General features: G+C 35.9%; 18 protein-coding genes and 1 pseudogene. 4 read left to right on the top strand and 15 right to left on the bottom strand.

All coding sequences use genetic code 11. The features are described 5' to 3' along the window. The first annotated feature begins 2 nt into the window (after nucleotides 1-2). Nucleotides 3-2,453 (top strand): hypothetical protein, encoded by a 2,451-nt coding sequence (locus tag BLT84_RS06350; RefSeq protein ID WP_091263671.1) that lies wholly within the window; start codon nucleotides 3-5, stop codon nucleotides 2,451-2,453. 8 nt (nucleotides 2,454-2,461) lie between these two features. Here BLT84_RS06350 and lipB read toward each other — a convergent pair whose 3' ends face one another. Together lipB and BLT84_RS06340 are read right to left on the bottom strand one after the other, a co-directional pair. Continuing rightward, a complete protein-coding gene (gene lipB / locus BLT84_RS06345) occupies nucleotides 2,462-3,160 on the bottom strand; it encodes a lipoyl(octanoyl) transferase LipB (RefSeq protein ID WP_091263669.1) in 699 nt (232 codons plus the stop codon). Continuing rightward, complete coding sequence (locus tag BLT84_RS06340) at nucleotides 3,160-3,315, bottom strand: YqaE/Pmp3 family membrane protein (RefSeq protein WP_081891271.1); 156 nt, start codon at nucleotides 3,313-3,315, stop codon at nucleotides 3,160-3,162. The genes lipB and BLT84_RS06340 overlap by 1 nt, the downstream gene beginning before the upstream one ends. A gap of 175 nt (nucleotides 3,316-3,490) precedes the next feature. Here BLT84_RS06340 and lysS point away from each other — a divergent pair, with 175 nt between their 5' ends. The 3 genes from lysS (at nucleotide 3,491) to BLT84_RS06325 (ending at nucleotide 8,492) form a co-directional block, all read left to right on the top strand. Further along, nucleotides 3,491-5,191: a lysine--tRNA ligase gene (lysS, locus tag BLT84_RS06335; protein ID WP_034887676.1), complete on the top strand. Its 1,701-nt coding sequence runs from the start codon at nucleotides 3,491-3,493 to the stop codon at nucleotides 5,189-5,191. A gap of 178 nt (nucleotides 5,192-5,369) precedes the next feature. Then, the gene (locus tag BLT84_RS06330) at nucleotides 5,370-7,865 is read left to right on the top strand and encodes a zinc-dependent metalloprotease (RefSeq protein WP_091263667.1); all 2,496 of its coding nucleotides are present in this window, start codon (nucleotides 5,370-5,372) and stop codon (nucleotides 7,863-7,865) included. Between the two features lie 144 nt (nucleotides 7,866-8,009). Then, the gene (locus BLT84_RS06325; protein WP_091263665.1) at nucleotides 8,010-8,492 is read left to right on the top strand and encodes a hypothetical protein; all 483 of its coding nucleotides are present in this window, start codon (nucleotides 8,010-8,012) and stop codon (nucleotides 8,490-8,492) included. A gap of 83 nt (nucleotides 8,493-8,575) precedes the next feature. On the opposite strand, the gene BLT84_RS06320 is transcribed toward BLT84_RS06325, so the two are convergent. The 13 genes and pseudogenes from BLT84_RS06320 to BLT84_RS06260 form a co-directional block, all read right to left on the bottom strand. Next, entirely contained in the window at nucleotides 8,576-11,548 is a 2,973-nt protein-coding gene (locus BLT84_RS06320; RefSeq protein ID WP_231929511.1) for a heavy metal translocating P-type ATPase, read from the bottom strand. Between the two features lie 154 nt (nucleotides 11,549-11,702). Beyond that, entirely contained in the window at nucleotides 11,703-12,155 is a 453-nt protein-coding gene (locus BLT84_RS06315; protein ID WP_091263663.1) for a heme-binding domain-containing protein, read from the bottom strand. Nucleotides 12,156-12,301: 146 nt separating this feature from the next. After that, a complete protein-coding gene (locus BLT84_RS06310; protein ID WP_091263661.1) occupies nucleotides 12,302-12,622 on the bottom strand; it encodes a four-helix bundle copper-binding protein in 321 nt (106 codons plus the stop codon). A gap of 99 nt (nucleotides 12,623-12,721) precedes the next feature. Further along, nucleotides 12,722-13,309 (bottom strand): DUF3347 domain-containing protein, encoded by a 588-nt coding sequence (locus tag BLT84_RS06305; RefSeq protein WP_091263659.1) that lies wholly within the window; start codon nucleotides 13,307-13,309, stop codon nucleotides 12,722-12,724. Nucleotides 13,310-13,528: 219 nt separating this feature from the next. Next, entirely contained in the window at nucleotides 13,529-14,098 is a 570-nt protein-coding gene (locus tag BLT84_RS06300) for a hypothetical protein (RefSeq protein ID WP_091263656.1), read from the bottom strand. A gap of 23 nt (nucleotides 14,099-14,121) precedes the next feature. Continuing rightward, complete coding sequence (locus BLT84_RS06295; RefSeq protein WP_091263654.1) at nucleotides 14,122-16,506, bottom strand: multicopper oxidase domain-containing protein; 2,385 nt, start codon at nucleotides 16,504-16,506, stop codon at nucleotides 14,122-14,124. Between the two features lie 75 nt (nucleotides 16,507-16,581). Further along, nucleotides 16,582-17,076: a DUF305 domain-containing protein gene (locus BLT84_RS06290; RefSeq protein WP_091263652.1), complete on the bottom strand. Its 495-nt coding sequence runs from the start codon at nucleotides 17,074-17,076 to the stop codon at nucleotides 16,582-16,584. A gap of 33 nt (nucleotides 17,077-17,109) precedes the next feature. Continuing rightward, nucleotides 17,110-17,658, bottom strand: coding sequence for a DUF3347 domain-containing protein (locus tag BLT84_RS06285; protein WP_231929509.1), 549 nt, complete (start codon nucleotides 17,656-17,658; stop codon nucleotides 17,110-17,112). A gap of 74 nt (nucleotides 17,659-17,732) precedes the next feature. Further along, nucleotides 17,733-18,302, bottom strand: a complete 570-nt coding sequence (locus BLT84_RS06280; RefSeq protein ID WP_091263650.1) for a helix-turn-helix domain-containing protein — start codon at nucleotides 18,300-18,302, stop codon at nucleotides 17,733-17,735. A 29-nt stretch (nucleotides 18,303-18,331) separates the two neighbouring features. Beyond that, on the bottom strand, nucleotides 18,332-20,047 hold the full coding sequence (locus BLT84_RS06275) for an efflux RND transporter periplasmic adaptor subunit (protein WP_091263648.1): 1,716 nt from the start codon (nucleotides 20,045-20,047) through the stop codon (nucleotides 18,332-18,334). Nucleotides 20,048-20,055: 8 nt separating this feature from the next. Continuing rightward, complete coding sequence (locus BLT84_RS06270) at nucleotides 20,056-21,330, bottom strand: TolC family protein (protein WP_157717901.1); 1,275 nt, start codon at nucleotides 21,328-21,330, stop codon at nucleotides 20,056-20,058. A 4-nt stretch (nucleotides 21,331-21,334) separates the two neighbouring features. Next, nucleotides 21,335-25,177: pseudogene (locus BLT84_RS06265) on the bottom strand (efflux RND transporter permease subunit). Nucleotides 25,178-25,304: 127 nt separating this feature from the next. After that, nucleotides 25,305-25,718: an HYC_CC_PP family protein gene (locus tag BLT84_RS06260; protein ID WP_091263644.1), complete on the bottom strand. Its 414-nt coding sequence runs from the start codon at nucleotides 25,716-25,718 to the stop codon at nucleotides 25,305-25,307. Nucleotides 25,719-25,769: the final 51 nt, after the last annotated feature.

The following is a 25,769-nucleotide window of genomic DNA, read 5'->3' as shown; positions in this document are numbered from 1 at the left end:
GTATGAAAAAATATTACGCAGTCTACTTATTCCTATTTCTTATTATCTCTTGCAAACAAGACAAAACTTCAGAATCTAACTCTTTACAGTTTGTTTCTGAGAAGGCAGATTTTATAATTCAGTCTAATGATCTGTATACTTTTATAAATAAGATAGACAGCACTGCGTTTTTTCAAAAGAATATTACTTTATTAAAATCCCTTCCTATAGAAGAACTAAGGAACATCAGTAAATTTACCTCTTCAGGTAAATCTTCTTTACTTAGTTTTACAAAATCCAAATCGGGTTATGAATACCTATATATTACTGAATTTAAAGAAGGTTTCTTTGACCTTGATTCTACAAAGAATAAAACCGTAGAAACCTTAACTATTGAAGGCGAAACTTTCAAGAAATATACTCTAGATAATTTAATGGTTTTTACAACCGTAAAAAATGGAGACTTTATAGCGAGTAATTCCAGAACACTTTTATTAGAAAGCATCAATAGAAAGGAAGAAAACAGTGAAACCTTTTCAAAAGCACTAGCGGCGGCAGATAAGAGCAAAACTTCAATTCTAATTAATCAGGATCAACTAGATAGGACACTAAAAAATACATTTAAAGAAAATTCGCTTCCCCTCAACTTTAGCGATGGATGGATGTCTTTAGATTTTGATATTAACTCAAAAGACATTCAACTAAACGGGATCTCTATTTCCGGTAAAGATGCAGACAACAGTTTAAAGCTGTTCGACAACATTACTGCTCAAGCCAATAGAATAGCAGACATCACTCCAACATCTGCCAGCGGATTTTATTCTTTTACTTATCAAAACTTTGGCAAACTGTATAAAAATCTAGAAGCTTCAAGAATTGATTCTTTAGAATTGCCTGAAACCAATATTTTAAATTATACACGAGAAGCCGGTGTGATTTTTAACACATACGGCAACACTCTTGTTCTTACCACTACAGATCCAGAATTGGCTTTCGATGCCATTTCCAATTCTCAGGATATAGCTTCTGAGTTTAGAGATATTTCCATTTATAGTAACAATATAGATTACTCTCAATTCTTAGCCCCTTTAGTATCACCAATGAAATTAAAATACTATGCTTTTACAGATGAATTTGTACTGTTTGGTGAAACTATAACCGTTTTGGAAAATTTGATCTCTAGCTATCAAAATAATTCCACCTTAAGTAAACAAGGTTATTACAAAGAGACGGTTTCACAATTAGCCAGTTCTTCCAGTCTATTAATAGTAGGTAATAATTCACATTTTACAGAGGCCTTAAAAAAGGTAGTGAATGATGAACTTTTGGAGGATCTGGAAAAAGTAGACCTTAAAGATTATCCAGTAGTGGCAGTACAATTCGTTCAAGATTCCAATTTTTCTCATATTCATGCGGTTATGAGTAAAAAAAGCGGAAGTATTCCCTCTGGTGTCTCTACTACTGTAAAAGCAAATTCCCCTTTAAAAATAGATGGTAAGATTGCCACAACACCTTTTCTTGTAAAAAACCACGACACCAAAAGTCTGGAAGTGGCGGTTCAAAATGAAAAAAATGAACTGTATTTATTAAATACCGATGGAAAAGTTCTTTGGAAGAAAAAACTGGACGGAAGAATTATTGGTGCCATTGAGCAGATAGACCTATACAAGAATGGAAATCTACAAATGGCTTTTACCACTCAAAATTCTTTTGAAGTTTTAGATAGGAATGGGAATGATGTAAAACCTTTTCCTAAAAATTATAAAGATGCCATCACCCAACCTCTTAGTATTTTTGATTATGATAGCAAAAGAGATTACAGATTTGTTATCACTCAAAAAAATCAGGTCTACATGCTAGATGCCAAGGCACGAGGGGTAGATGGATTCAATTTTAATAAGACAAAAACTACGATAGTTTTACCTCCAAAACACATCAGAATAAACAGAAAAGATTACATCCTTGTTTCAGAAGAAAATGGACAGGTTCATATTTTAAGCAGACAGGGAAAAACTAGAATCCCTGTGAAAGACAAGATAAAATTTGGCGAAAACCAGTGGTATCCAGAAGTTAGAAACTTTGTTAATGTAAATGAGGATGGAAAAATAGTAACTATAAATGAAAAAGGTAAGGTTACAAGATCTTCTGTAGAGAATTCTGTCCACTTAAAATTAGTGGTTAAAGAAGACCTCAAGGTAACCTTGTCTGAAAACATCCTGAAGATCGATAAGAATGAGGTAAATCTAGACTTTGGGATTTATACCAAACCACAAATATTCAATGTAAATGGTAAGACTTTTATCGGAATTACAGATACTCAGGCTAAAAAGGTTTATATCTTTAATAAGGATGGTGAACTTCTACCGGGCTTCCCTGTTTTTGGAACTTCTAATTTAGATCTTAACAATAGTGGAAATTCAATACAGTTTTCTGTTAAAGGAGATGAAAACGCTGTACTAATCTATGATCTTTAAAAACCTACTTATACCTGTTCTGCTTCAAAAAGCTTAGCAAAATGCTTCAACACTTTTTCTTCAACTTCTTTCATAGAAACCTCTTTTTGGCCAAGTTCTACATTTAATGAAGTTACCGCTTTGCCTTTAATTCCGCAGGGAATAATATTGTCAAAATAACCAAGATCGGCATTTACGTTCAATGCAAATCCATGCATGGTAACCCATCGACTAGCACGAACGCCCATTGCACATATCTTTCTAGCAAAAGGTGTATCTACATCCAACCAGACTCCGGTTTCGCCTTTACTGCGCTGTGGTTTTAAACCATACTCCAAAAGCGTTAACATTATAGCCTCTTCCAGAAATCTTAAATATTTATGAATGTCAGTAAAGAAATTTTCAAGATCTAAAATTGGATACCCCACCAATTGTCCGGGACCATGATAAGTGATGTCTCCTCCTCTATTTATTTTATAGAAACTAGCATTTTTAGATTTCAATTGCGCCTCAGAAAGTAGAAGATTTTCCAGATCGCCACTTTTTCCTAGAGTATAGACATGTGGATGCTCCACCATCAACAAATAATTAGGCGTTTCCAGATCAAGATTCTCTCTCCTATTTCTGATCTTTAGATCTAGAATTTCTTTAAAAACCTGTTCTTGATAATCCCAGGTCTCCTTGTAATCTTTTAATCCTAGATCTCGAACCTCTACCTTCTTATTCATTACTTGCTTTTATTTAAAATGATTAGTGCAGCAATTACACCCGGCACCCAACCTAAAAGAGTTAATATTAAAACTATCAAAATTGAACCACAACCCCTATCATACACTGCAAGGGGAGGAAATAAAATTGACAAGAGCACTCTCCATAAACTCATTTAAATTGCTGTTTTAAATTTTTACAATGCAAAGATAAGACTTATAAAACTCCTGATATAGCAGATTGCAGAAAAGCAGATTTTCAATTTGAAATCTAATTGATTGGTTGCCTGATTGTCATTATATTTGCAACTTCTTATCCTAATGGGTAAGTTATTTAAACAAAAAGATCTTATGCAGCTATCTGAACAAGAAATTGTACGAAGGGAGAAACTTTCCGCATTACGTAAATTAAATATCGATCCATATCCTGCCGCTTTATTTCCGGTAAGTCATACTACCTCTGGAATTAAATCTGATTTTACTGAAGGTGAAAAAGTAATTGTTGCCGGGAGATTAATGTCTCGCCGTATTCAAGGAAAAGCATCTTTTGCAGAAATTCAGGATTCTCATGGAAAGATTCAGGTTTATTTTAACCGTGATGAAATTTGCACCGGAGAAGATAAATCTAAGTACAACGATGTTTATAAGAAGTTGCTTGATATAGGTGATTTTATAGGAATTGAAGGAGAACTTTTCAATACTCAGGTAGGTGAAAAAACCATTATGGTTAAAGATTTTACTTTATTGAGTAAATCCTTAAGACCACTTCCGCTTCCAAAAACAGATAAAGAAGGTAAAACCTTTGATGAGTTTAACGATCCTGAACAAAGATACCGCCAGCGTTATGCAGATCTAGCGGTAAATCCAAAGGTGAAAGAGATCTTTGTAAAGCGTACCAAGCTTTTTAATGCCATGCGTAACTTCTTTAACGAAAGTGGCTATTTTGAAGTAGAAACTCCGGTATTGCAACCAATTCCTGGGGGAGCTGCGGCAAGACCTTTTATTACGCATCACAATGCGTTGGATATGCCTTTGTATCTTAGAATTGCGAATGAATTATATCTAAAAAGATTGATAGTTGGTGGTTTTGATGGGGTATATGAATTCTCTAAGAACTTCAGAAATGAAGGTATGGATAGAACTCATAATCCAGAGTTTACTGCGATGGAGATCTATGTAGCTTACAAAGACTACAACTGGATGATGGAATTCACTGAAAATCTTTTAGAGCACTGTGCTATGGAAGTAAACGGGAAGACCGAAGCTACTTTTGGAACGCATAATGTAAACTTTAAGGCGCCCTATAAACGAGTGACCATGACCGATGCAATTATTGAATTCACTGGATTTGATATTACAGGAAAGTCTGAAAAAGAACTGTACGAAGCTGCTAAAGGAATGGGCATCGATGTAGATGATACTATGGGTAAAGGAAAACTTATAGATGAGATCTTCGGAGAGAAATGTGAAGGGAATTATATCCAACCAACATTTATTACAGATTATCCAAAAGAAATGAGTCCGTTATGTAAAGAGCACAGAGATAATCCGGAGCTTACAGAGCGTTTTGAATTGATGGTTTGTGGAAAAGAAGTTGCTAATGCATATTCTGAGTTGAATGATCCTATAGACCAACGTGCGCGTTTTGAAGAGCAATTAAAGCTTTCAGAAAAAGGAGATGATGAAGCGATGTTTATCGATAATGATTTCTTGAGAGCTTTAGAATATGGAATGCCACCAACATCTGGACTTGGAATAGGAATGGACAGATTAATTATGTTCCTTACCAACAAACAATCCATACAAGAAGTTTTATTCTTTCCACAAATGAAACCGGAAAAGAAAGCTCCTACTCCAAAACCTGAAGATTTCATTAAGATCGGGGTGCCACAAGAATGGGTAGATACTGTGATGCATGAATTTATAAGTGTTTCTAAATTAAAAGAAAATAAAGCAACCCAAGTTCACCAAAAACTGAACGGCTTGCGTAAAAAGAACAAACTCCCAATAGCTGCACTTCAACTCGAGGAAGTAGAAAATTGGTTCAATTAAAATCAAATAAAGAGAAGTGAAATTAAAAACATTCACATTTCTTTAACTTCTAATTAAACCTTTTGAAATTATAAGAGTCTAAAGACCACCTAATGGTGGTCTTTTTTCAATTATAGCAATATTTTGCGTACTTAAGATCATTTCATTTTCAACTAAAAAACTAATTAAAACCAAGTTTATGACGAAAAACTTCTCTCTCAAGCTTTTGATGGTTGCCTTGTCTTTGTCTGTTTCGGGATGTGCCGTATTTCAGCCAAATAAAAAAGCTCCAGCCTCAGCTTCAGCAAAACCAGAGTCTAAAAAAGATGGTATCAAACCTTTTGACAAAGTGATCACTAAAGACGCAAAGTCGGACAAAGGTATGTTTACTGTTCACAAGGTAGACGACAATTATTTTTATGAAATACCAGACAGTTTATTAAATCGCGAGATGTTAACTGTTACCAGAATTGCTAAAACTGCTAATGGAATTGGTTTTGGTGGTGGTAAGCAGAATACCCAAGTTCAAAAATGGGAAAGAAAGAACGATAATATCTTGTTACGTGTAGCTTCTTACGAGATCTATGCTGCAGATTCTCTTCCAATACACGAGGCTGTTGTAAATTCTAACTTCGAGCCTATTCTTCAATCTTTTCCTATAAAAGCTATGGGTAAAGATTCTTTGAGTAAAAGTTATGTTATAGATGTAACAGATCTTTACACTAAAGATGTGATGGCACTTGGTCTTCCAGATAGAGAGCGTAAAGAATACAAAGTTTCAAGATTAGATGATAGCAGATCATACATAGATACTATCAGAAGTTATCCTGAAAACATTGAGATTCGCCACGTAAAAACTTATAATGCAGGAAATCCTCCGTCTAATTCTAGTACAGGATCTATTTCTATGGAATTCAGTAATTCTATGATCTTACTTCCGGTAGTTCCTATGGAAAGAAGATATTTTGATCAGCGTGTAGGATGGTTTGCGAGAGGACAAGTAGATTACGGTTTAAATGCTCAGGAAAGCAAAACAGTACGATATTTAGACCGATGGAGACTAGAAGTGAAGCCTGAGGACATGGATAAGTTCAAAAATGGTGAACTGGTAGAACCTAAGAAGCAAATTGTTTATTATATAGACAGAGCTACTCCAGAGCAATGGAGACCTTTTATTAAGCAAGGTATAGAAGATTGGCAAAAAGCATTTGAAGCAGCCGGTTTCAAAAATGCGATAATAGCAAAAGATGCTCCTACAAAAGAGGAAGATCCAGATTGGAGCCCGGAAGATGTAAGATTTTCTGTAGTAAGATATTTAGCCTCTCCTATTCCAAATGCTAATGGACCTCACGTAAGCGACCCTAGATCTGGAGAGATCTTAGAGTCTGACATTAACTGGTACCACAATGTAATGACCTTATTAAGAAACTGGTATTTTGTACAGACAGCAGCTATTAATGAAGATGCTAGAGGAGTTCAGTTTAAAGATGAAGTAATGGGTAGATTGATTCGATTTGTATCTTCTCATGAAGTTGGACATACTTTAGGATTACCTCATAACATGGGAAGCAGTGTAGCTTATCCTGTAGAGAAACTAAGAGATCCAGAATTCACTAAGAAAAATGGAACTGCACCATCTATTATGGATTATGCTAGGTTTAACTATGTGGCACAACCTGGTGATGGAGATGTTGCTCTAATGCCAGAAATTGGTGTTTATGATAAATATGCAATAGAATGGGGTTACAGACCAATTTTAGATAAAAAAGGAAAAGAAGAGAAACCTGTTCTAGACCAATGGATCTTGAAACATGCAGGAGACCCAATGTATAGATTCGGAAGTCAGCAAAGCGGTGTAATAGACCCAAGCTCTCAAACGGAAGATCTTGGTGACGATGCAGTTTTAGCAAGTGAATACGGAATTGCCAATTTGAAGAGAATTGTTCCAAATCTTATAGAATGGACTGCAGAAGATGGTAAAGATTATGAAGATCTTAAAACGCTTTATGGTCAGGTTTTAGGTCAGTACAATAGATACATGGGTCATGTAACCGCGAATATTGGTGGTGTATATGAGGAATATAAAACATACGATCAAGATGGTGCCGTTTACACTCATGTTCCTGCAGATCATCAAAAGAAAGCCATGAAATTTCTTCAGGATGAATTATTTACAACTCCACAATGGTTGATCAATCAAGACATCTTTAATAAGATCGAATTTGATGGGAATCTAGAGCGCGTTAGAGGTTTTCAAGAAAGAACTCTAGACAACTTGTTAGATTTCGGAAGAATGGGAAGACTTATTGAAAATTCTGAGATTAATGGAAAGCAAGCCTATTCTTTAGTGCAGATGATGACAGAACTTAGAAAAGGCCTATGGAGTGAACTAAACTCTGGTCGTTCTATAGATCTATACAGAAGAAACCTACAGCGTGCTTACATTGAGCAGATGGATAAATTAATGACAGAAGAACAGAGCAAGATCCCTGCAAGATTTAGATCTTATGTTACCAGAACCAATGTAGATGTATCTCAAAGTGATATTCGCCCAATTGTACGTGGAGAATTGGTTACACTGCAGCGTAGCATTAGAAGCGCTGTGAACAGATCTAATGATCAACTTACTAGATATCACCTATTAGATGCTTTAAAACGCATAGATTTAATTCTAGACCCTATAGCAAAGAGTTAATTTTTGTTTTGTTTTGTTTTTTACTTTGAAACCTGTTGGCCCTTACCCAGCAGGTTTCTTTATTTTATGGTCACTTTAGCCTTCCTAGCATTAAACCAATTTGATCTTTACTAGTCTTATAATAGAACTTTAAAATAGTTGAAAATGAAAAAAATAGGAATTATAGTAATGATGTTATTCTCTGTAGCAACTTTTGCACAAAGAGACCAGATGCAGGAGAGAAAGAATCGTCAGGATAGATCTGAGATGACTGCCGAACAAAGAGCCACTCTTAAATCTAAGAAGATGACGTTGAAATTAGATCTTAATCAATCTCAGCAAAATGATCTTCAGAAACTTTTCACTGAGAATGAAAAAGCGCATGATAAGATGATGGCCGAGCATAAAGCGATGAAACATGATGCTAAGGCAGATAAAGATCGTTTTAAAATGATGGACCGTCGTTTAGACATGCAATTGGCGCAGCAAGATAAGATGAAGAAGATCTTAAATGAAGATCAATTCAAAAAGTGGAAATATATGGCAAATAAACACGAAGCTAAAAAACATCATAAGATGAAAAAAGATGGTGATAAGAAATGGAATAATAAAGACGGCAAAAAGGCTGAGGAAAGAAGAAGAAAATAATCTTCTAGACTTATAAGATAAAAGGCGGAATGATATCATTTCGCCTTTTTTATACTCATATTTTAAATTATAAACTCTCCGCATTAATCCAGATCAGAATTTTTTAATCTTAAGGCATTAGCAATTACAGAAACCGAGCTAAAACTCATTGCTAAAGCAGCGATCATAGGTGATAATAACAATCCAAAGAACGGATATAAAACACCCGCGGCAATAGGAACTCCAACAGAATTGTAGATAAGCGCAAAAAATAAGTTCTGCTTAATATTTCGCATTACTTTATTACTAAGTTTTTTCGCTTTTACCACCCCATGAAGATCTCCTTTAACTAAAGTGATCTTAGCACTTTCTATAGCTACATCTGTACCAGTACCCATAGCAATCCCAACGTTAGACTGCGCTAAGGCAGGAGCATCGTTAATACCGTCTCCAGCCATGGCTACTTTCTTACCTTCTGCTTGTAAACGCTTTACTTCACTAAGTTTATCTTGAGGCAAGAGACCTGCTTTAAATCCGCTTAAATGTAATTCGTCTGCCACTGCTTTGGCAGTATTCTCATTATCTCCGGTAAGCATATATACCTCAACTCCGGCATCCATCAAATTCTGAATAGCCTTTTTGCTGGTCTTCTTAATTGGATCTGTAATAGTTACATAGCCGGAAATAATAGCATCTACTGCAAGATAAGATACCGTTTTTCCTAACTTTTGCTCTGCACTTATTTGTTTTTGAAGTTCTTCGGAAATTGTTGCATTAATCTGCTTCATCAGTTTATCATTACCAATCGCAATGGAATTTCCTTCCAAATTAGCCATCACTCCTTTTCCTGTAACCGATTTGAAATTAGATGCTTCTGATATTTCTATATTCTTTTCTTCAGCATATTTAACGGTAGCTTGCGCAAGTGGATGCTCGCTTAAAGAATTTACAGAAGCTATTTGTTTGATAGCCTTTTCTTCTGAAGAATTATTTCCAACACTTACCACTTTTTCTACTGAAGGTTTTCCTTCTGTTATGGTTCCGGTTTTATCGATTATAAGTGTATCAATGTCATCCATCTGCTCTAAAGCTTCCGCATTTTTAATAAGCACTCCGTTTTGTGCTCCTTTACCAACTCCCACCATAACAGACATTGGCGTGGCTAGCCCTAAAGCACACGGGCAAGCAATTATTAGAACGGCAATGGCATTTATAAAAGCATAAACATAGGCTGGATCTGGCCCGTAGATAGCCCAAATCGCGAAAGTTAACAGAGAGATAAAGACAACAATAGGTACAAAATACCCGGAAATTCTATCGGCTAATTTTTGAATTGGTGCTTGAGACCTACTGGCATCATTCACCATCTTAACTATTTGAGAAAGTAAGGTTTCATCTCCTACCTTTTCAGCCTTCATGGTAAAGGTTTGATTTCCATTGATAGTTCCGGAAGTTATTTTATCTCCTTCGGCTTTATCTACAGGAATTGGTTCTCCGGTGATCATAGATTCATCTATACTTGTCTCTCCTTTTTCAATAACACCATCTACAGGAATCTTATCTCCCGGTTTTACCCTAAGAAGATCTCCCACCACAATTTTGTCTGTTGCAATAACTTCTTCCTTTCCATTTACCAATCTGGTAGCTTTATTAGGAGCCAATTTCAATAATGCTTTTATAGCAGAATTGGTACGACTATGTGCTCTTGCTTCTAATAACTGACCAAGAAGTACCAAGGTTAAAATTACCGTGGCTGCTTCAAAATAAATATGCACAGTTCCTTCATCTGTTTTAAACTGAGCAGGAAAGAAATCTGGGAATAACAAACCAAATACACTAAAACTCCATGCTACTCCAGAACCTATACCAATTAAGGTGAACATATTCAAGTTCCAGAATTTTATAGAGCGCCACGCTCTTTCAAAGAACATCCAAGTAGCATAGAAAACTACAGGAAGTGATAGCGCAAATTGCACCCAATTCCAGTACTTAAGCTCCATTACATCATACAATGGATTATTAGGAATCATGTCTGACATTGCTATCAAAAAGATAGGCAAGGTAAAGGCTACTGCTATCTTAAATTTGCGCAGCAGTTTTTGATATGATTTCTTTTCAGCAGAAACATCCGCCTCCATAGGTACGAGATCCATACCGCAGATAGGGCAGTCACCCGGTTCATCTTCTATAATTTCAGGATGCATGGGGCAGGTATATTTTTCACCGCCTGAATTTAGACTTACTTCTTCTACTAGATCCATCCCACAAACCGGACAATCTCCGGGTTGGTCATAAGTCTTATCCCCCTCACAGTGCATTGGGCAATAGAAGGTTCCGGTACCTTCCCCTTTTGGTTTCACCATTTTTACTGAAGATGCATTTGGTTTCTCACCTTGTTTGTAGATCTGATAATGATCTCCATCATCTTGCAATGCTTTTTGAAAAGTCTTTAAAGGAATATGAGATTTCATCTTGATCTCAGCTTCTGCTTTGTCAAGATCTACATGCGCTTCTTCTACTCCCTCAACTTCCTGCAATGCTTTTTCTACATGAGATCTGCAACCATTACAAGTCATTCCGGCTACAGCGTAAGTATGCGTCATCAAACCATCTTTAGAGGCTGAATGATCTTGGTTATGAATCTCATAATTTCCACCATGATCTTTAAGCGCTTGCTGAAAAACTTCTAGAGGAATATGCTTTTGCATCGCAATTTCTGCTAGCTCTTTCTTCAAATTAACTTCTGCTTCTTCAACTCCCTTTATACCCTTAAGCGTATTTTCTACATGAGTTCTACATCCATCACAAGTCATTCCTGTTACGGTATATGTATGAGTCATTAACTTTTTATTGGTAGTAGAAGTTTTAAGATCGGTAATTTTATATTTCCCGCCATCATCATTAAGGGCCTGCTCAAAAATTGACAAAGGAATTTGTTTCTCCATTAATATCACAGCCTGATTATGTTCCAAATTAACATCAGCATTATCTACTCCATCAACTTCCTTCAGGATTTTTTCTACATGGGCTCTACACCCGTTGCAGGTCATTCCTGTTATATTATATATATGTTTCATTTTATTAGTTATTCATTATTTAGCCTTAAGAACTAAGACCATCTAATTCCTTTTATATAGCTGATTATCCTCTAAGATTATGACAATGCAACTATACTTAGCATTGATAGCTGATACATTCACAAAAGTTCTATCTATAGATGGTTTCTAAATCTTAAAGACTGCTATTTAATTCATTTGCCCAATCTATTACCAATTTTTTATCGGCTTCAGAAAGTTTTGCATCCCAATGAACTAAAGTATATGAATCTAAAGGCATTTCTCCATCTTCCACTTCATGTGCAACCTCATCAAGTTTCTTTTTCTGTCTTTTTAAAGAATAAGAAGAAAATTCGCTAAAATTAAAATGCTTTTTTCCGTCCTCTACATGATCTGATAAATACATCGCTACCGGTTGAATTCTATTATACCACGGATATTTAGTATTATTACTATGACAATCATAACAGGATGTCTCCAGCACTCTATTTACGTTTTCTGGAACATTATAAACTGTAGCAAAATCTGTTGTATAATCTACTTCTTCTTGATTTAGGTTTGATGGTATGAATTGAATCGCTATTAATGCGATTAGAAGAACCCACCCTACTACTTTTAGTATTTTCATTTTTTTAATTTTATTAAATTTATTGTGAATAATTCAGAAAACAGGTTGACTTTAAATGTGCATAATCATTCTTAAGTCAATCTTAAGATGTAAAAAACCCGGGTTTACCGGGTTCTCTATCACATTCAACTAATTAATAAAATTATCTAAGCTAAATAAGCTTTACAAGCGCTTACACATTCCTGGCAAGCTTTTGCACAGTCTTTACAATGTTTTGCTTCATGCCTACCGCATTCAGCTGCACAATCCTCACAAACTTTAATACAATATTTTATAAGATCGTTTACATCTTTATAATTTGTAGCTAGTAACTGGTTTAAAGTAGAACATACTTCGGCACAAACCCTATCTGTCCTAATACAATCTACCATCATTTGCACATTTTTCTCATCTAAACATGCATCTGCACAATAGTTACAATGATTAATACAGTTTCCTAATGCATGTATTAACGTATCATTTTTCATAATTATTGGTTTTGATTATTCTCAAAGTTAACCATAACAATAATTAATAAGCATTAAGAATATTATAAATTAATGTGAATTTCGATTGAAAAGCCAACATTATTTTATTGTTTCTTCCACTCTCCCGCATTTTAGCATTTGAGCTCCAAAATATGGATTTCTTATATCCTTAGAATTTGCATACCAGTAGTCTCCTTTTCCTTCAAATGCCATTGGGCAGTATAATTTGTAAACTTCACCACTAGATAAAGCCCCTTCTAAAATAGCACCCATCTTGGTTGTAAGGGTGGAAAAGGCTTCCCTCTGTTGGTTAATATCATCTGTATTAGCAATTCTTTTGGTTGGTTCCAGCATTTCATTAGCTGCTTCTACCTGGGAAAGGGAAGAAACCATCAGCTTCGCATTGTCTTTTGCATCTTGAGGTTTATCTGCTGCCAGAGCTGCTTGTATTTCGGTATAATAAGTATATATGGCAGCAACCTGATCGTTATTGAACTTAGCTGAAGATTTTGTCATTGCAGCGTCATGCATATCATCGTCCATCATATTACCATGATCCATATGGTCTTCAGAATTCATCTCATGATTTGTATCTTCTTCATTATTCTTATTGTCTTTACACGAAGCAAACAAAAGACTTCCTCCTAAAAAGATCAACATCGCTACATTTCTTACTCTATTTTTCATAATATTTCTATTTTTAATTAAACTTCTTATCTCTTTAATTTTATTACTTTTCTAATGGTTGGAGATGATATAATCCAAAGGACAAAATCACTTAAAACGGTTATCAATCCTAACAAAGAAAAGGCTCTCAGCAAAAAGATATTGAAACAGAAACTTTGCTAATCCATCTCAGAAAACAACTACCAACAAAATTAGATTTTTAAATTATTAATTTGTTAATTATTGTTTGTTCTTGTTATCCGCTTTTTGTTGTTTTTCCATTTCCGCTTGATGGGCACTCATTTTCGCTCTCATTTTATCCATCATAGCCGGGTTTTCGTGTAAGAATTGGATCATTTTATCCATCATCATTTCAGCCTTTTCCGGATTTGCTTTCATTTCAGCATGCATATTTTGCATCATAGTATTTTTCATGGTTGGATCTTCCATCATTTTAGCCTTCATTTTATTCATCATCATCATCTGCATTTCCGGGTCGCTCTCCATTTTATCCTGCATCATTTTCTTCATTTTTGACTGCATCTCTGGGTTGGCTTTCATGATTTCCATCACTTTCCCACTTTTCATCATTTGCATATGGTCTTTCAGTAACCAAGAATCTGCCTCCTTGCTATTATGAACAACATTCATAAATTCCATGAATTTTGCTTGGTCGTTTACTATTTCTTTGTAGACATCATTCCTAAATTCGTTTTCTACCAAAGCTTCAGAAGCTGTTTGCGTAGTTCCGCAGCTAATTGCTAACAAACTCAGCATTGCTACAATTGATACTCTAAATACATTTTTCATAATATTGATATTTTAATTAGTAATTAAAATCTTACTGAAAGTCCACCACCAACACCAAACCTATTATCATAACTACCCATAACAGAAAAGTTCTTAGATAAGAAGTATTGAGCTCCAACGGTTAATGTCTCTTCCTTTTTATAATTTGAACCTGCGGGAAGATCATCTACCCACCCAAAATCTGCCTGATATTCATATTCTCCAAATACAGATAATCTAGGAAAGATCATGATCTCTCTCCCAAGACTAATTTGAGGTCTCAGTTTGTTATCTATTCTTACATCCAGATCAAACATATATGGCGTAAAATATCGTATCCCGGCAATGGCAGTGGTATTTAATTGGTCTAAACTTTTATCGTTCTCATTTTCTAAATTCACCCCTCCAAAAACTCGCAACCAATCATATAAATAATATTCATAGCTAAATTCTGCTTCCATATTCTTATTCCATCCATATTCTGCTCTCAAATTAAACTGATTTCGAATATTGGAAGCGGTAAGATTTAAGCTCGTCATGTGAGAAGCAGCATCTACCTTACCCAAAGTGTAAAATTGATTGGTTTCAGCAATTAGATTAGATTCTGGATATCCTTTCATTCTTGGATCTCGAGGAGTATCATAACTCACAATTCTGGCCATTCCACCCATCATATGATATAAAATATGACAGTGAAAGAACCAATCTCCATACTCATTCCCATAAAATTCTATGGTAGTTTGTTGCATTGGAGGAACATTCACCGTGTGCTTTAAAGGCGAATATTCTCCATTCTTATTGATAACTCTAAAAAAGTGACCATGAAGGTGCATTGGGTGATGCATCATGGTAAGATTATTAAAAGTGATTCTAGTCACTTCTCCTTGCTTTATCTTGATCTTGTCAGCTTCTGCTAACGGAACTCCATTTAAACTCCAAACATAGCGCTGCATGTTTCCTGTTAAGTTCAATAAGATATCATTAACCGGAAGATCTTTAGAATATGTTGTTTTCTCCGGACTTTTTAAGTAGTCGTAATTATATTCTGAAAACATATCTATTCCCGGCATATCCATACCTTTCTTAGAATCCATTTTCATGGCTGATTGATCCATTTTAGAATTTCCCATTTTCATGGTATCTTTCTTCATATCCATTTTCTTGGCTGAATGATCCATCTTGGAGTGGTCCATTTTCATGGTATCTTTCTTCATTTCCATTCCGGAATGATCCATCTTCATGGCATCATGGTCCATGTCCATTTTCATAGTTGAAGCATCCATATGCATTCCATATTGTTGCTTCATTTCAAAACGTTCATCTTTTCCGGGTCTGAATTTAAGTGCAGGAGCGCCCATGGTCATATCCATTTTGGCCATTTTCTGCATCATAGCAATCTTATCTGGTCGCGCTATTTTTTCAGCTTCTAAAACTTTCCCTTTTCCTAAAAAGGCAGATGCAGTTCCAGAACCATCTTGTGCCATGATCCTGAATTCTAATTTTCCATCTTCAGGAATAGTCACTATAAAATCATAAGTTTCTGCAACTCCAATAAAGGTTTTATTTTTCTCAACCGGCACTACATCTTTTCCATCTGCCGAAACCAACGTAGGAGTTTCTCCTCCAAAGGTCATCCAAAAAGAAGTAGATGCGGCTCCGTCTATAATTCTTAATCGTACTCTATCTCCGGGTTCCAAGTCTGGATAATCCACTTCCTGTTTACCATTTATTAGAAATGCGGGATAATAAATATCTGCAATATCTGCCCCTTCCATTCGCTGTTTCCAAAAATTGAGTTGAGCTCCTAAAGCACCTCTTTCAATAACTTTATTTAAAGGAGTAGCAGTACCTTTTTTAATACTGTACCATTCGCTTCCACGTTTTAAAGTTCGTTGTACATCTTTAGGTTTTTCATTGGTCCAATCTGACAACAATAACACCAAATCTTTATCATACTTAAGTGTTTCTTCCTTGGGCTGAATAACTATTGAACCATAAACCCCGCTTTGCTCTTGCAACATCGTATGGGAATGATACCAATAAGTACCAGATTGTTTGATAGCAAATTCATAACGCATAGTTTCTCCAGGCTTAATTGGAGGAGTACTTACATAAGGCACCCCGTCATAGAAGTTAGGTAAGAGCATTCCATGCCAGTGAACAGAAGTTTCTACACTCATATTGTTCGTAACCAAAATAACAGCATATTCCCCTTCCTGAAAGTTTAAGCTAGGACCGGGAATACTCCCATTTACAGTCATTCCCATTACCTCTTTACCGGCTTTATTAACCATTTCTTCTTTAAGTACAAGTTTGTATTCATGAACCGGAAGATCATCTACATTTCCTTCTACAGACTGTTCTCTTTGAGCAAATCCAGATAAACTGGACATCAATAATAAGGTCAGTAAATAATAGTTATTAAACATTTTTTTATTTTTAAATCGATCTTTAAAACTGACCCGTTTTTCGGTATACTTATTAGCTATAGGATGAATCAAATATTATTTATTCTCGTGCTCCAATCTATAAAGCATTTTTTTCATCTGTGCGATCTCTTTTTCTTGAGCTTCTATAATTCCTTCTGCCAGCTTTTTCACCTCAGGATCTTTAATATCTGCTCTTTTACTGGTAAGAATTGCAATAGAGTGGTGAGGGATCATCGCTTTCATCCAAAGCACATCTCCAATTATAGGACTTTGCGCTCTCACTAAGCCTAAAGCTCCAAGAAAAAGTACCAAACTACCTATGTAAATGGCAATATTTTTCTTCTTATTCTTATACATATTCAGCATAAAAGATAGCATTATAACAGCCATGGCTGCTATTCCTAAACAACTCATATAGAAACGAGTTAAGCTAAAATATACATGATCAAACTCATACGTATTTAAGTACATAGTGATATACATTGCAACAAATGACAACCCAAGCATCATAAAGAACTTGGCATAATTGTTACCCTTCATGTTATGTTGATTATTTTCTGATGATTCCATATTTTTTTGATTTTTTGGTTGGTTGAGGTTTTATTATTTTTTAATGGTCTTGCTCACAGCTCCACAGTTTGGCATTTTTTCACCAAAATATGGATTGGATACTTCCTCTACAGCGGCATACCAATATGCTCCTTGGTTATTAAAAGCCATAGGACAAAACTTTTGGTAGATGGTACCTGCAGAAAGCGCATCTTCAAACATAGGCCCTGCTTTTTCTGTAAATTGAGCGAAAAGATTGCGTTGCACTTCAACATCATCCGTATCCGCCATTTTCTGAGCGATCTCTTTCATAGCTACTCTTTCTGCTGAAAAAGATTTAGCCATTTCTCTGGCAACATCTTTTACAGTTCCTGCATCATCATTAGCCAAAGCCATTTTTATCTCTAGATAATTCTGCCATACCTTGCTGGTCATTCCATCTAAAAAGGCCTGATCTGCAACATCTGGTAGATTCTTTTCATTCTGCTTCACCTCTTCTGGTGTATTGATCTCTACCGTTTGATTTTCCTTTACATCTTTACAGGAAATAAAAGAAACCACGGCTAAGATGATCATGGTGAACTTTAAAAAAGTAGTTTTCATTGTGATTGATTTTTGGTTGAATTGCTAAATTATAGGAAGTTACGACCTTATATTGTTACTATTACAGATAATATTTATAGGATTTGGTCTAAAGAAATCCTAAAATTTTTATTCAAATCTTTATATGCACTCATACTCAATCCCGTTTCATTTTTAAACTGACGAGATAAATAGTTCATGTTGCTGTAATCAAGGTGCTGACTTATCTCTGTAAAATTTAATTCTTTGGCCTGAATCAATTCTTTTGCTTTTTCAATTTTCAACTTGATAAAATATTTCTCGATAGTAAGTTTTTCTGTAACAGAGAACATCTTGCTTATTTTGGAGTAATCTGAATTTAGTTTTGATGCCAACAATTCTGATAATTTCCCGTCTAGATTAAGCGGAAGATCTTCCAACAATTTTATCAATTCCAATTTCACTTTTTCAACTAAAATAAATTCGGGGTTTGTGATGAGCATAAATCCGTTTTCTGAAAGCACCTTCTCCATAATAACTTGAGTTGCCACCTCATCTTCTGTCTCCACAGATACGCTTCCTAAAAGCACTTCTTTCACGGCTATTCCCTCGTTTATAAGTTCATCCCTCACCACCTTGATGCACCTATCGCAAACCATGTTTTTTATAAAGTAATTTTTTATCATTTTAATCAATGGTTAAGATTATAACTGCATTATTCAAGAGTTCCTATAGTTTTAGTCACTTCACCACATCCAAGCATAGCGTTGCCATAATAAGGATTAAGAACTTCGCTAGAAAGACTAATCCAGTCTGCACCTCTATTATTATCGGCCATGGGGCAATGCAATACAAAAAGTGGAGTTGACACTTGTAATTTACTTACCAGCATGATCACCTCTGAAGAAAGTTCATCAAACCCGCCTCGTATCTCTTTCAGATCTTTTGCTTCTGAAAGTTCTTTTGTTCTATTGATAAGTTGAATATTGACCATTTTCCAAACCTTCTCTGCTTCTCCTTTTAATCCGATAGTATTGATTTCTTCAACCTTCGTTTTTATCGCAGCGATTTCTTTTTTTGAAAGCTGAAGATCATCTGCAACCAAGGCATCTTTTAGTTTTAAATATTCTGAAAGCAATGCTTCTATTTTCTTTTTTTCATCATCGCTCAAACTTATCTTAGCACCCGACTTTTTTTCTCCAAATGAAGGATTCATCATACTTGGTCTTCCAGAAAGTTGCACCGCCGCATCTACGGTAAATGTTCCGTTAGCCACAATTTCTTCCCCGGTTTCAAGTCCAGCTTGTACTATATAAGAATCTCTTAAGGCAGGCCCTAAAGTGATCTGTCTCAACGTAAATCCATCTTCTTCTTTTACATAAACCACAGATCGTTCTCCCGTCCATAGCACCGCAGTTTTTGGAACTACGATCTCTTCGGAATCTTTTACACCAACAGAATTTTTTACAGTTCCTGAAACAAACATTTCAGGCTTTAGTTTCCCATCTTTGTTACTTACCTCAACTCTTGCGCTAGCAACTCGGGTTTGAGAATTTATAAGCGGATCTATAAAGGTGATCTTCCCTTTAAAAGTCTCTCCCGGAAGAGAATTCACCGTATATTCAATTTCACTGCCTTCTTTTACCCAATTCAATTCACTTTCATAAAGGTCAAAGAGCACCCAGACTTTAGACAGATCTGAAATCTCATAAATAGGCATTCCGCGTTCTACATAATCTCCAAGTTCTACCTTTTTCTCTGTTACAATTCCATTTACATCTGCACTTATAGGAAACCGTTGAATCGCTTTTCCAGTAGAAAGAATACGCTCGATTTGAGAATTTCCTATTTTCCAATTTCTCAACTTTTCTTTAGCAGCTTCAAACAATTCCGGCTGACTTTCTTTGATACTTGCTGCCTGCAATAATTCTTCTTGTGCTGTTACTAATTGAGGCGAATAGATAGTAGCTAACGTTTGACCTCTACTCACTTTTTCTCCTGTAAAATTGAGCGCTAGACTTTCAATTCTTCCTGGGATATGGGTAGATTGAGAATAGGCGTTTCTCTCATCCACCTGCACCTTCCCGTTCAATCTAATTTCTTTTTCGGCATTATCTTTTCCAACTATCATTGTAGTAACATTAGCAAGTTTCATTGCATTTTCACTCATTTGATAGGCTTCAGATCCTTCATTTCCGGCATCAGAATTCAACGGAATAAGATCCATTCCACAAATTGGGCAAGCTCCAGGCTCACTCCTTCTAATTTGAGGATGCATAGAACACGTCCAAACAACTTCTTCAGAATTTTCGTGATCATGTTGCGAAAGTTCATTTTCATTTACTGCTGAATCTGGTTTTATCAACCAACCAATCAATGCTCCCACCAATAAAGTGGCAATTACAATTCCTATTATCTTTTTAGTTTCCATTCTTCTTATTATTTAGTGGAAGAAATATTTACATCTGACTGGTTCGCCAGTAAATAATCTAATTTTGCGCTGGCTATAAAACCATCTTTTAAAGCCTCTACTTGCTGAGTTTCTAAGCCTAATATATCTTGATTCATTTGCAACACTTCTTCAAAATCTGCAATTGCATTGCTAAAACCGGAGATCAGTAATTTATTCGCCTGATCTGAACTTTTCAACTGACGATCATAAAGCGAAATGAGTTTTTTAGCCTTTTTCACTTCATATAATGTCATCTCATACATAGTTTGCAACTCATTTTTTTGAGCTTCCTTTTGATGCACGACACTTTCGCTCATAATTGCTGCTTCCTTCTTCGCCGCCCTATATTTCTTCTGAAAAATTGGAAGACTTATAGAAAGCATTGGCATAATAGCATCTTGCCCGTTCATCTCAGGATTGGCATCAGTTCTTTTAGAAATAATCGAGTAATCTACTCCTAGACCAATCATAGGTAGCGCATTTTTTCCTGCAACCACTTCTTGCATCTTAAAAGCTTCTTCTTGTTTATCTAAGACAACAAGCATTGGATTAGCATCAAAAAGCTCTTCTTTTAGTTCTAGAGGTTCCGGAATCTCAAATCTTAAAGTGTCTTCAGTTTCAATAGGAGTTTCAGAATTTTGAGATAACAACAAATTCAATTTGGTTTGCATAGGTTCAATAAGTTCCTGTAGCAACTCGATCTCCGTTATAGCTCCTTCCCTTTTAATATCAACTTTTACGATGTTAGACATAGGAGCATTTCCACTTTTAAATCGACTTAAAGACAACTCTCTATAAGAATCTAATATTTCTAAATTCTCCTGTTTTAGCTGAATGGTCTTTTGAATGGCGTAGATCTCTGCATACACCGATTTTACTTCAAAAAACACCTGATTTCTTACATCTAAGTATTGCTGAAATTTAGCTTCCGCCATTAAATTCGCTGCATCTCTTTTAGCGTCTAAAGTTCCAAACCAAGGAAACATTTGCATCAAAGAAAACTTAGCTTCCTGAGCACCAACTCGGGTCTCGATCATTTTACCAAAAGCGCTCATAGTTAAGGTTGGATCTGGTAGACTTGCCACTTGAGGCGCTTGTTGCATTGCTGCTTCAAATTGGGCGTAGGATGCTTTTACCTTTGGATTTTTTTCTGCAGCTATTTGCAGGTATTGCTCTAAGGTTTGAGCCTTCAAATCATTCTCAACCAATCCTAAAAACAAGAATAGTAGAAAAATCACTCTATATTTAATTTTACTTTCCATCTTCTTAAAGTTCATTATTAGTTGATAGATTTTGTTGTTCTTCCTTTTTAACTACAGATTCTCTCCAGTAAGCTTGTAATACCGGAACTACAAAAATGGTCATGATCTGTATGATCATTCCTCCAACAATTGGAATTGCCATTGGCACCATTATATCTGCTCCTTTTCCTGTAGAAGTTAGCACAGGAAATAAGGCGATGATCGTCACCGCTGTAGTCATCATTGCGGGGCGAACCCTCTTTAATCCGGCTTCCATTACTGCCTCTCTTACTTCTTTTACTGTTTTCGGATTTTTACGCTCAAAAACCTGATGTATATAAGTTCCCATCAGCACTCCATCGTCTGTTGCAATTCCGAAAAGCGCAATAAATCCAACCCATACTGCAACACTTAAGTTGATGGTATGCATTTGGAAAAGATCTCGCATATTCATTCCTGAAATGGCAAAGTCCATAAACCACGTTTGCCCATAAAGCCAGATCATGATAAATCCACCTGCAAAGGCCACAAATACTCCGGAAAAATGTATGGTAGAAGCGATTACGGTTTTAAACTGAAAGTATAACAACAAGAAAATTATAACCAAACTTATAGGGATAACTATCGCCAATCTCTTCACCGCACGCACCTGATTTTCATAATTTCCAGAGAATTTATAACTCACTCCTGCTGGAACCACAAGCTCTCCAGAATCTATTTTCTGCTGAATAAGCGCTTGAGCATCGTTAACGACATTCACCTCAGCAAAATCATCTTTTTTATCGAACAGCACATAACCTACCAAAAAGGTGTCTTCACTCTTAATCATTTGCGGACCTCTGGTATAATTAAGATCTGCCAGTTCCCCTAACGGAATTTGAGCTCCTGTTCTCGTTGGCACCAATATTTTCTTGATACTTTCAGGATCATCTCTAAGTTCTCTTGGATATCTAACTCTTACAGGAAAACGCTCCCTCCCTTCTACAGTGCTGGTAATTTCCATACCACCGACAGCCGTTTCCAAAGTTTGCTGAACATCTTCTATACTCAAACCATATCGGGCAATTGCATTTCTATCAATTTTGATTTCCAAATAAGGTTTCCCTACAATTCTATCGGCAAAAACAGCTTCTTTCTTAACCGAAGGAACTTCTTTTAAAAGCGCTTCCAACTTAAATCCAAATTCCTGTATGGTTTGAAGGTCCGGCCCATAAACTTTAATTCCCATGGGTGCTCGCATTCCAGTTTGCAACATTACCAACCTTGTTTCTATAGGCTGTAATTTTGGTGCTGAGGTAACTCCCGGAAGATTGGTGCGTTTTACAATTTCATCCCAAATATCGTCTGGCGATTGTATCTGCACTCTCCAGTTTCTAAAATATTCCCCATCCTCATCTTCTATTAAATCCTGCTTGCTAATTCTTGCTGAAATTGCAGCTTCATTAGATAATGAATCTTTTGTTTTGGTGATAAATCTGTCTTTATCATCAACTTTAAACTTCATCATCTCTCCATCTTCAGATAGTATATATTCCGGTTTGTAGTTGATGATGTTCTCGAACATAGAGATAGGCGCAGGATCTAAGGCACTTTCAATTCGCCCCATTTTTCCTACTGCCATTTCAATTTCAGGAATATCTGCAACCGCTATATCTAATCTTTGTAAGGTGTTTTTTGAAGCTTCTATCCCTGCATGTGGCATGGCTGTGGGCATTAATAAAAAACTACCTTCATTTAGAGATGGCATAAATTCTTTCCCAACTCCGGGAAAAGTGTTGCTCATTCCGGTCCAAACTGAAGTAGTTCTTACATTCCAGCCTATTTTATTAAATCAGTCGGCACCAAATCCAAATATCTTCGGAAAGCCTAACCATATCAGTATTCCGAAGAAAATTGTAAGTATTGGAACCAATAGAAACTTGCCTTTATTCAGCAAACACCAATTCAAAATAGATTGATAGAATTTTACAATTCCCATTAACACTGTAAGTGTAAAAGCCAGTAAAACAATTACAAACAGATAATTCTCAAATTGTGAGTTCTGAAAACCTAATGGCATCCATTCCTGAGTTAAAAAGAAAAGAGTAACTGCAAGAATTATGATGATAGTGATCAGGTTGGAATACCTACCTAAAAATTGAGGGTTTTTATATTCTACAAGTTTTATAATTCCAATTACTACTAAAGCTAATGGCAACCAGAAACTGAAGTATATCGCTAAGAAAAGACCGATAACAATCAATGCAATATTCCATATTCTCGCGACCTTATCTCTATGAATTCGTAAATTGAAAACAAAATAAGAGAGCATTGGCAAGACAAAAATCCCGATAAGAAATGCGGCTCCTAAGGCAAATGTTTTAGTGAAAGCCAGAGGTCTAAAAAGTTTCCCTTCGGCATGCTCCATAAAGAAAACCGGAATAAAACTTACTATAGTTGTAGCTAATGCTGTTGTGACTGCAGGAGCAACTTCAATAGTTGCTTTTTTGATGAGCTTTAATAATCTTTCTCCTTTAGCATCTTTATTTTCCGGCATCTCCAAATACCTGATAGTATTCTCTACGAATACGATTCCCACATCTACCATAACCCCTATAGCAATAGCAATTCCTGAAAGCGCTACTACGTTGGCGTCTACACCAAAATATCGCATGGCGATAAATGTGATGAGCACCGCAACCGGCAATAAACTCGAAATTAAAATAGAGGCGCGAAGATTTAAAACCAAAACAATGATCACGATTATACTGATTAGAATTTCATGTGAAAGCGCTTTTTCTAATGTTCCAACAGTTTCATTTATAAGTTCTGTTCTATCGTAGAATGGAACAATGGTAAGTTTACTTATAGTTCCATCTGCCAAAGTTTTTTGAGGCAAACCTGCAGAGATTTCTTTAATTTTTTCCTTAGTATTCTTGATAACCTGAAGCGGATTAGAACCATAACGCGCCACCACGACTCCTCCAACTACTTCTGCTCCACCTTTATCTAAAACTCCACGTCTCTGTTCCGGGCCAAGATGAACCACACCTAGATCTCTTATAAGAATTGGTTTATTCTCTACCTGAGAAACTACGGTATTCTCTATATCTTCAACAGATTTTATATATCCTAATCCGCGTACTAAATACTCAACTTTATTGATCTCAAGCGTTTTGGCTCCAATATCCCTATTGGAATTCTTTACTGCCATCATTACCTGATCTAATCCAATATTGTAAGCTTTTAAGGCATCTGGATTTACATCTATTTGATATTCCTGAACATAACCTCCTACCGAAGCCACTTCTGAAACTCCCTGAGCAGAACTAAGTCCTAATTTCACGTAATAATCCTGCACCTTTCTCAGTTCGTGAAGATCCCAACCTCCGGTAACCTTTCCTTCTGGATCTCTACCTTCCAGAGTATACCAATATACTTGGCCTAAGGCCGTAGCATCGGGCCCTAAAGTTGGAGAAACAGAGGGCGGTAACAAACCTTGTTGAAGCGAATTTAACTTTTCTAGAACTCGAGAACGAGACCAGTAAAATTCTACATCTTCATTAAAAATGATATAAATGCTGGAAAACCCGAACATCGAGGTACTTCTAATAGATTTTACTCCGGAGATCCCTAATAAAGTAGTGGTTAGCGGATAGGTGATCTGGTCTTCAATATCTTGAGGAGAACGCCCAGGCCATTCTGTAAATACAATTTGTTGGTTCTCTCCAATATCTGGAATAGCATCTACAGGCACAGGATCTTTAGGAAGAAAACCTGTATTCCAATTGAAAGGAGTTGTTACTAAACCCCAACCAATCACAAAGATTAGCAACAATACCGTTACCAACCTGTTATAGAGAAAATACTTAATAAGTTTATTGAACATAAATTCAGAATAAATAATTTTCAGAAAAATATATTTGACTTCAGCTTAAACCGAAATATTTAAGCGCACAAATACTTTAAGAGCTGCTACTATGACAGAAGCATCTCATAACTAGAAAATTATTTGATCAAATAAGGAATACCTGATCCAAAATTTGGATGTCGGCCACCAGCAAGGGCGGGGAGTAATCTTTAAAAGGAGTTACCTCACTTGGCAATCCTTCAAATAAGGTAAGGTAAGAATAGGTAAATGTAGAAAGGAATATTTGTTGACCGAACTCTAAAGAATCAAAAGAGATCTTCAATTCGTTTTGACCGGCAACTTCTACTTTGTTATTATGGCAGCAATCTGCTGCTAAAAGATCTGCGTCGTGGTTAGAAGAAGATTTCATCTCCATTCCGCAAGATTCGGCACGAGAGAAAACTGCAGTATCTACTAAGAAATCGCCACAATAATGCTGATCTACCGTAAAAGAGAAGGTAGAGAACAGCACCAAAAAGGCCATTACTAAAGAAATAATATTGCTTACTGCGTTTTTCATTAATTACAAAAATAAGGATTATTTTCTATAATCAACTCAATCCAAATTTTC

This window comes from Gillisia sp. Hel1_33_143, assembly GCF_900104765.1.
Classification (GTDB): domain Bacteria; phylum Bacteroidota; class Bacteroidia; order Flavobacteriales; family Flavobacteriaceae; genus Gillisia.
The sequence above is the reverse complement of the archived record's forward strand: the minus strand, read 5'-3'. Positions and strand labels throughout refer to the sequence as shown.

Bases quoted from the DNA above. Each gene is read 5' to 3' on its own strand.
- BLT84_RS06350 (WP_091263671.1), top strand. From the start codon at position 3: ATGAAAAAATATTACGCAGTCTACTTATTCCTATTTCTTATTATCTCT.
- lipB (WP_091263669.1), bottom strand. From the start codon at position 3,160: ATGAATAAGAAGGTAGAGGTTCGAGATCTAGGATTAAAAGATTACAAG.
- BLT84_RS06340 (WP_081891271.1), bottom strand. From the start codon at position 3,315: ATGAGTTTATGGAGAGTGCTCTTGTCAATTTTATTTCCTCCCCTTGCA.
- lysS (WP_034887676.1), top strand. From the start codon at position 3,491: ATGCAGCTATCTGAACAAGAAATTGTACGAAGGGAGAAACTTTCCGCA.
- BLT84_RS06330 (WP_091263667.1), top strand. From the start codon at position 5,370: ATGACGAAAAACTTCTCTCTCAAGCTTTTGATGGTTGCCTTGTCTTTG.
- BLT84_RS06325 (WP_091263665.1), top strand. From the start codon at position 8,010: ATGAAAAAAATAGGAATTATAGTAATGATGTTATTCTCTGTAGCAACT.
- BLT84_RS06320 (WP_231929511.1), bottom strand. From the start codon at position 11,548: ATGAAACATATATATAATATAACAGGAATGACCTGCAACGGGTGTAGA.
- BLT84_RS06315 (WP_091263663.1), bottom strand. From the start codon at position 12,155: ATGAAAATACTAAAAGTAGTAGGGTGGGTTCTTCTAATCGCATTAATA.
- BLT84_RS06310 (WP_091263661.1), bottom strand. From the start codon at position 12,622: ATGAAAAATGATACGTTAATACATGCATTAGGAAACTGTATTAATCAT.
- BLT84_RS06305 (WP_091263659.1), bottom strand. From the start codon at position 13,309: ATGAAAAATAGAGTAAGAAATGTAGCGATGTTGATCTTTTTAGGAGGA.
- BLT84_RS06300 (WP_091263656.1), bottom strand. From the start codon at position 14,098: ATGAAAAATGTATTTAGAGTATCAATTGTAGCAATGCTGAGTTTGTTA.
- BLT84_RS06295 (WP_091263654.1), bottom strand. From the start codon at position 16,506: ATGTTTAATAACTATTATTTACTGACCTTATTATTGATGTCCAGTTTA.
- BLT84_RS06290 (WP_091263652.1), bottom strand. From the start codon at position 17,076: ATGGAATCATCAGAAAATAATCAACATAACATGAAGGGTAACAATTAT.
- BLT84_RS06285 (WP_231929509.1), bottom strand. From the start codon at position 17,658: ATGAAAACTACTTTTTTAAAGTTCACCATGATCATCTTAGCCGTGGTT.
- BLT84_RS06280 (WP_091263650.1), bottom strand. From the start codon at position 18,302: ATGATAAAAAATTACTTTATAAAAAACATGGTTTGCGATAGGTGCATC.
- BLT84_RS06275 (WP_091263648.1), bottom strand. From the start codon at position 20,047: ATGGAAACTAAAAAGATAATAGGAATTGTAATTGCCACTTTATTGGTG.
- BLT84_RS06270 (WP_157717901.1), bottom strand. From the start codon at position 21,330: ATGGAAAGTAAAATTAAATATAGAGTGATTTTTCTACTATTCTTGTTT.
- BLT84_RS06260 (WP_091263644.1), bottom strand. From the start codon at position 25,718: ATGAAAAACGCAGTAAGCAATATTATTTCTTTAGTAATGGCCTTTTTG.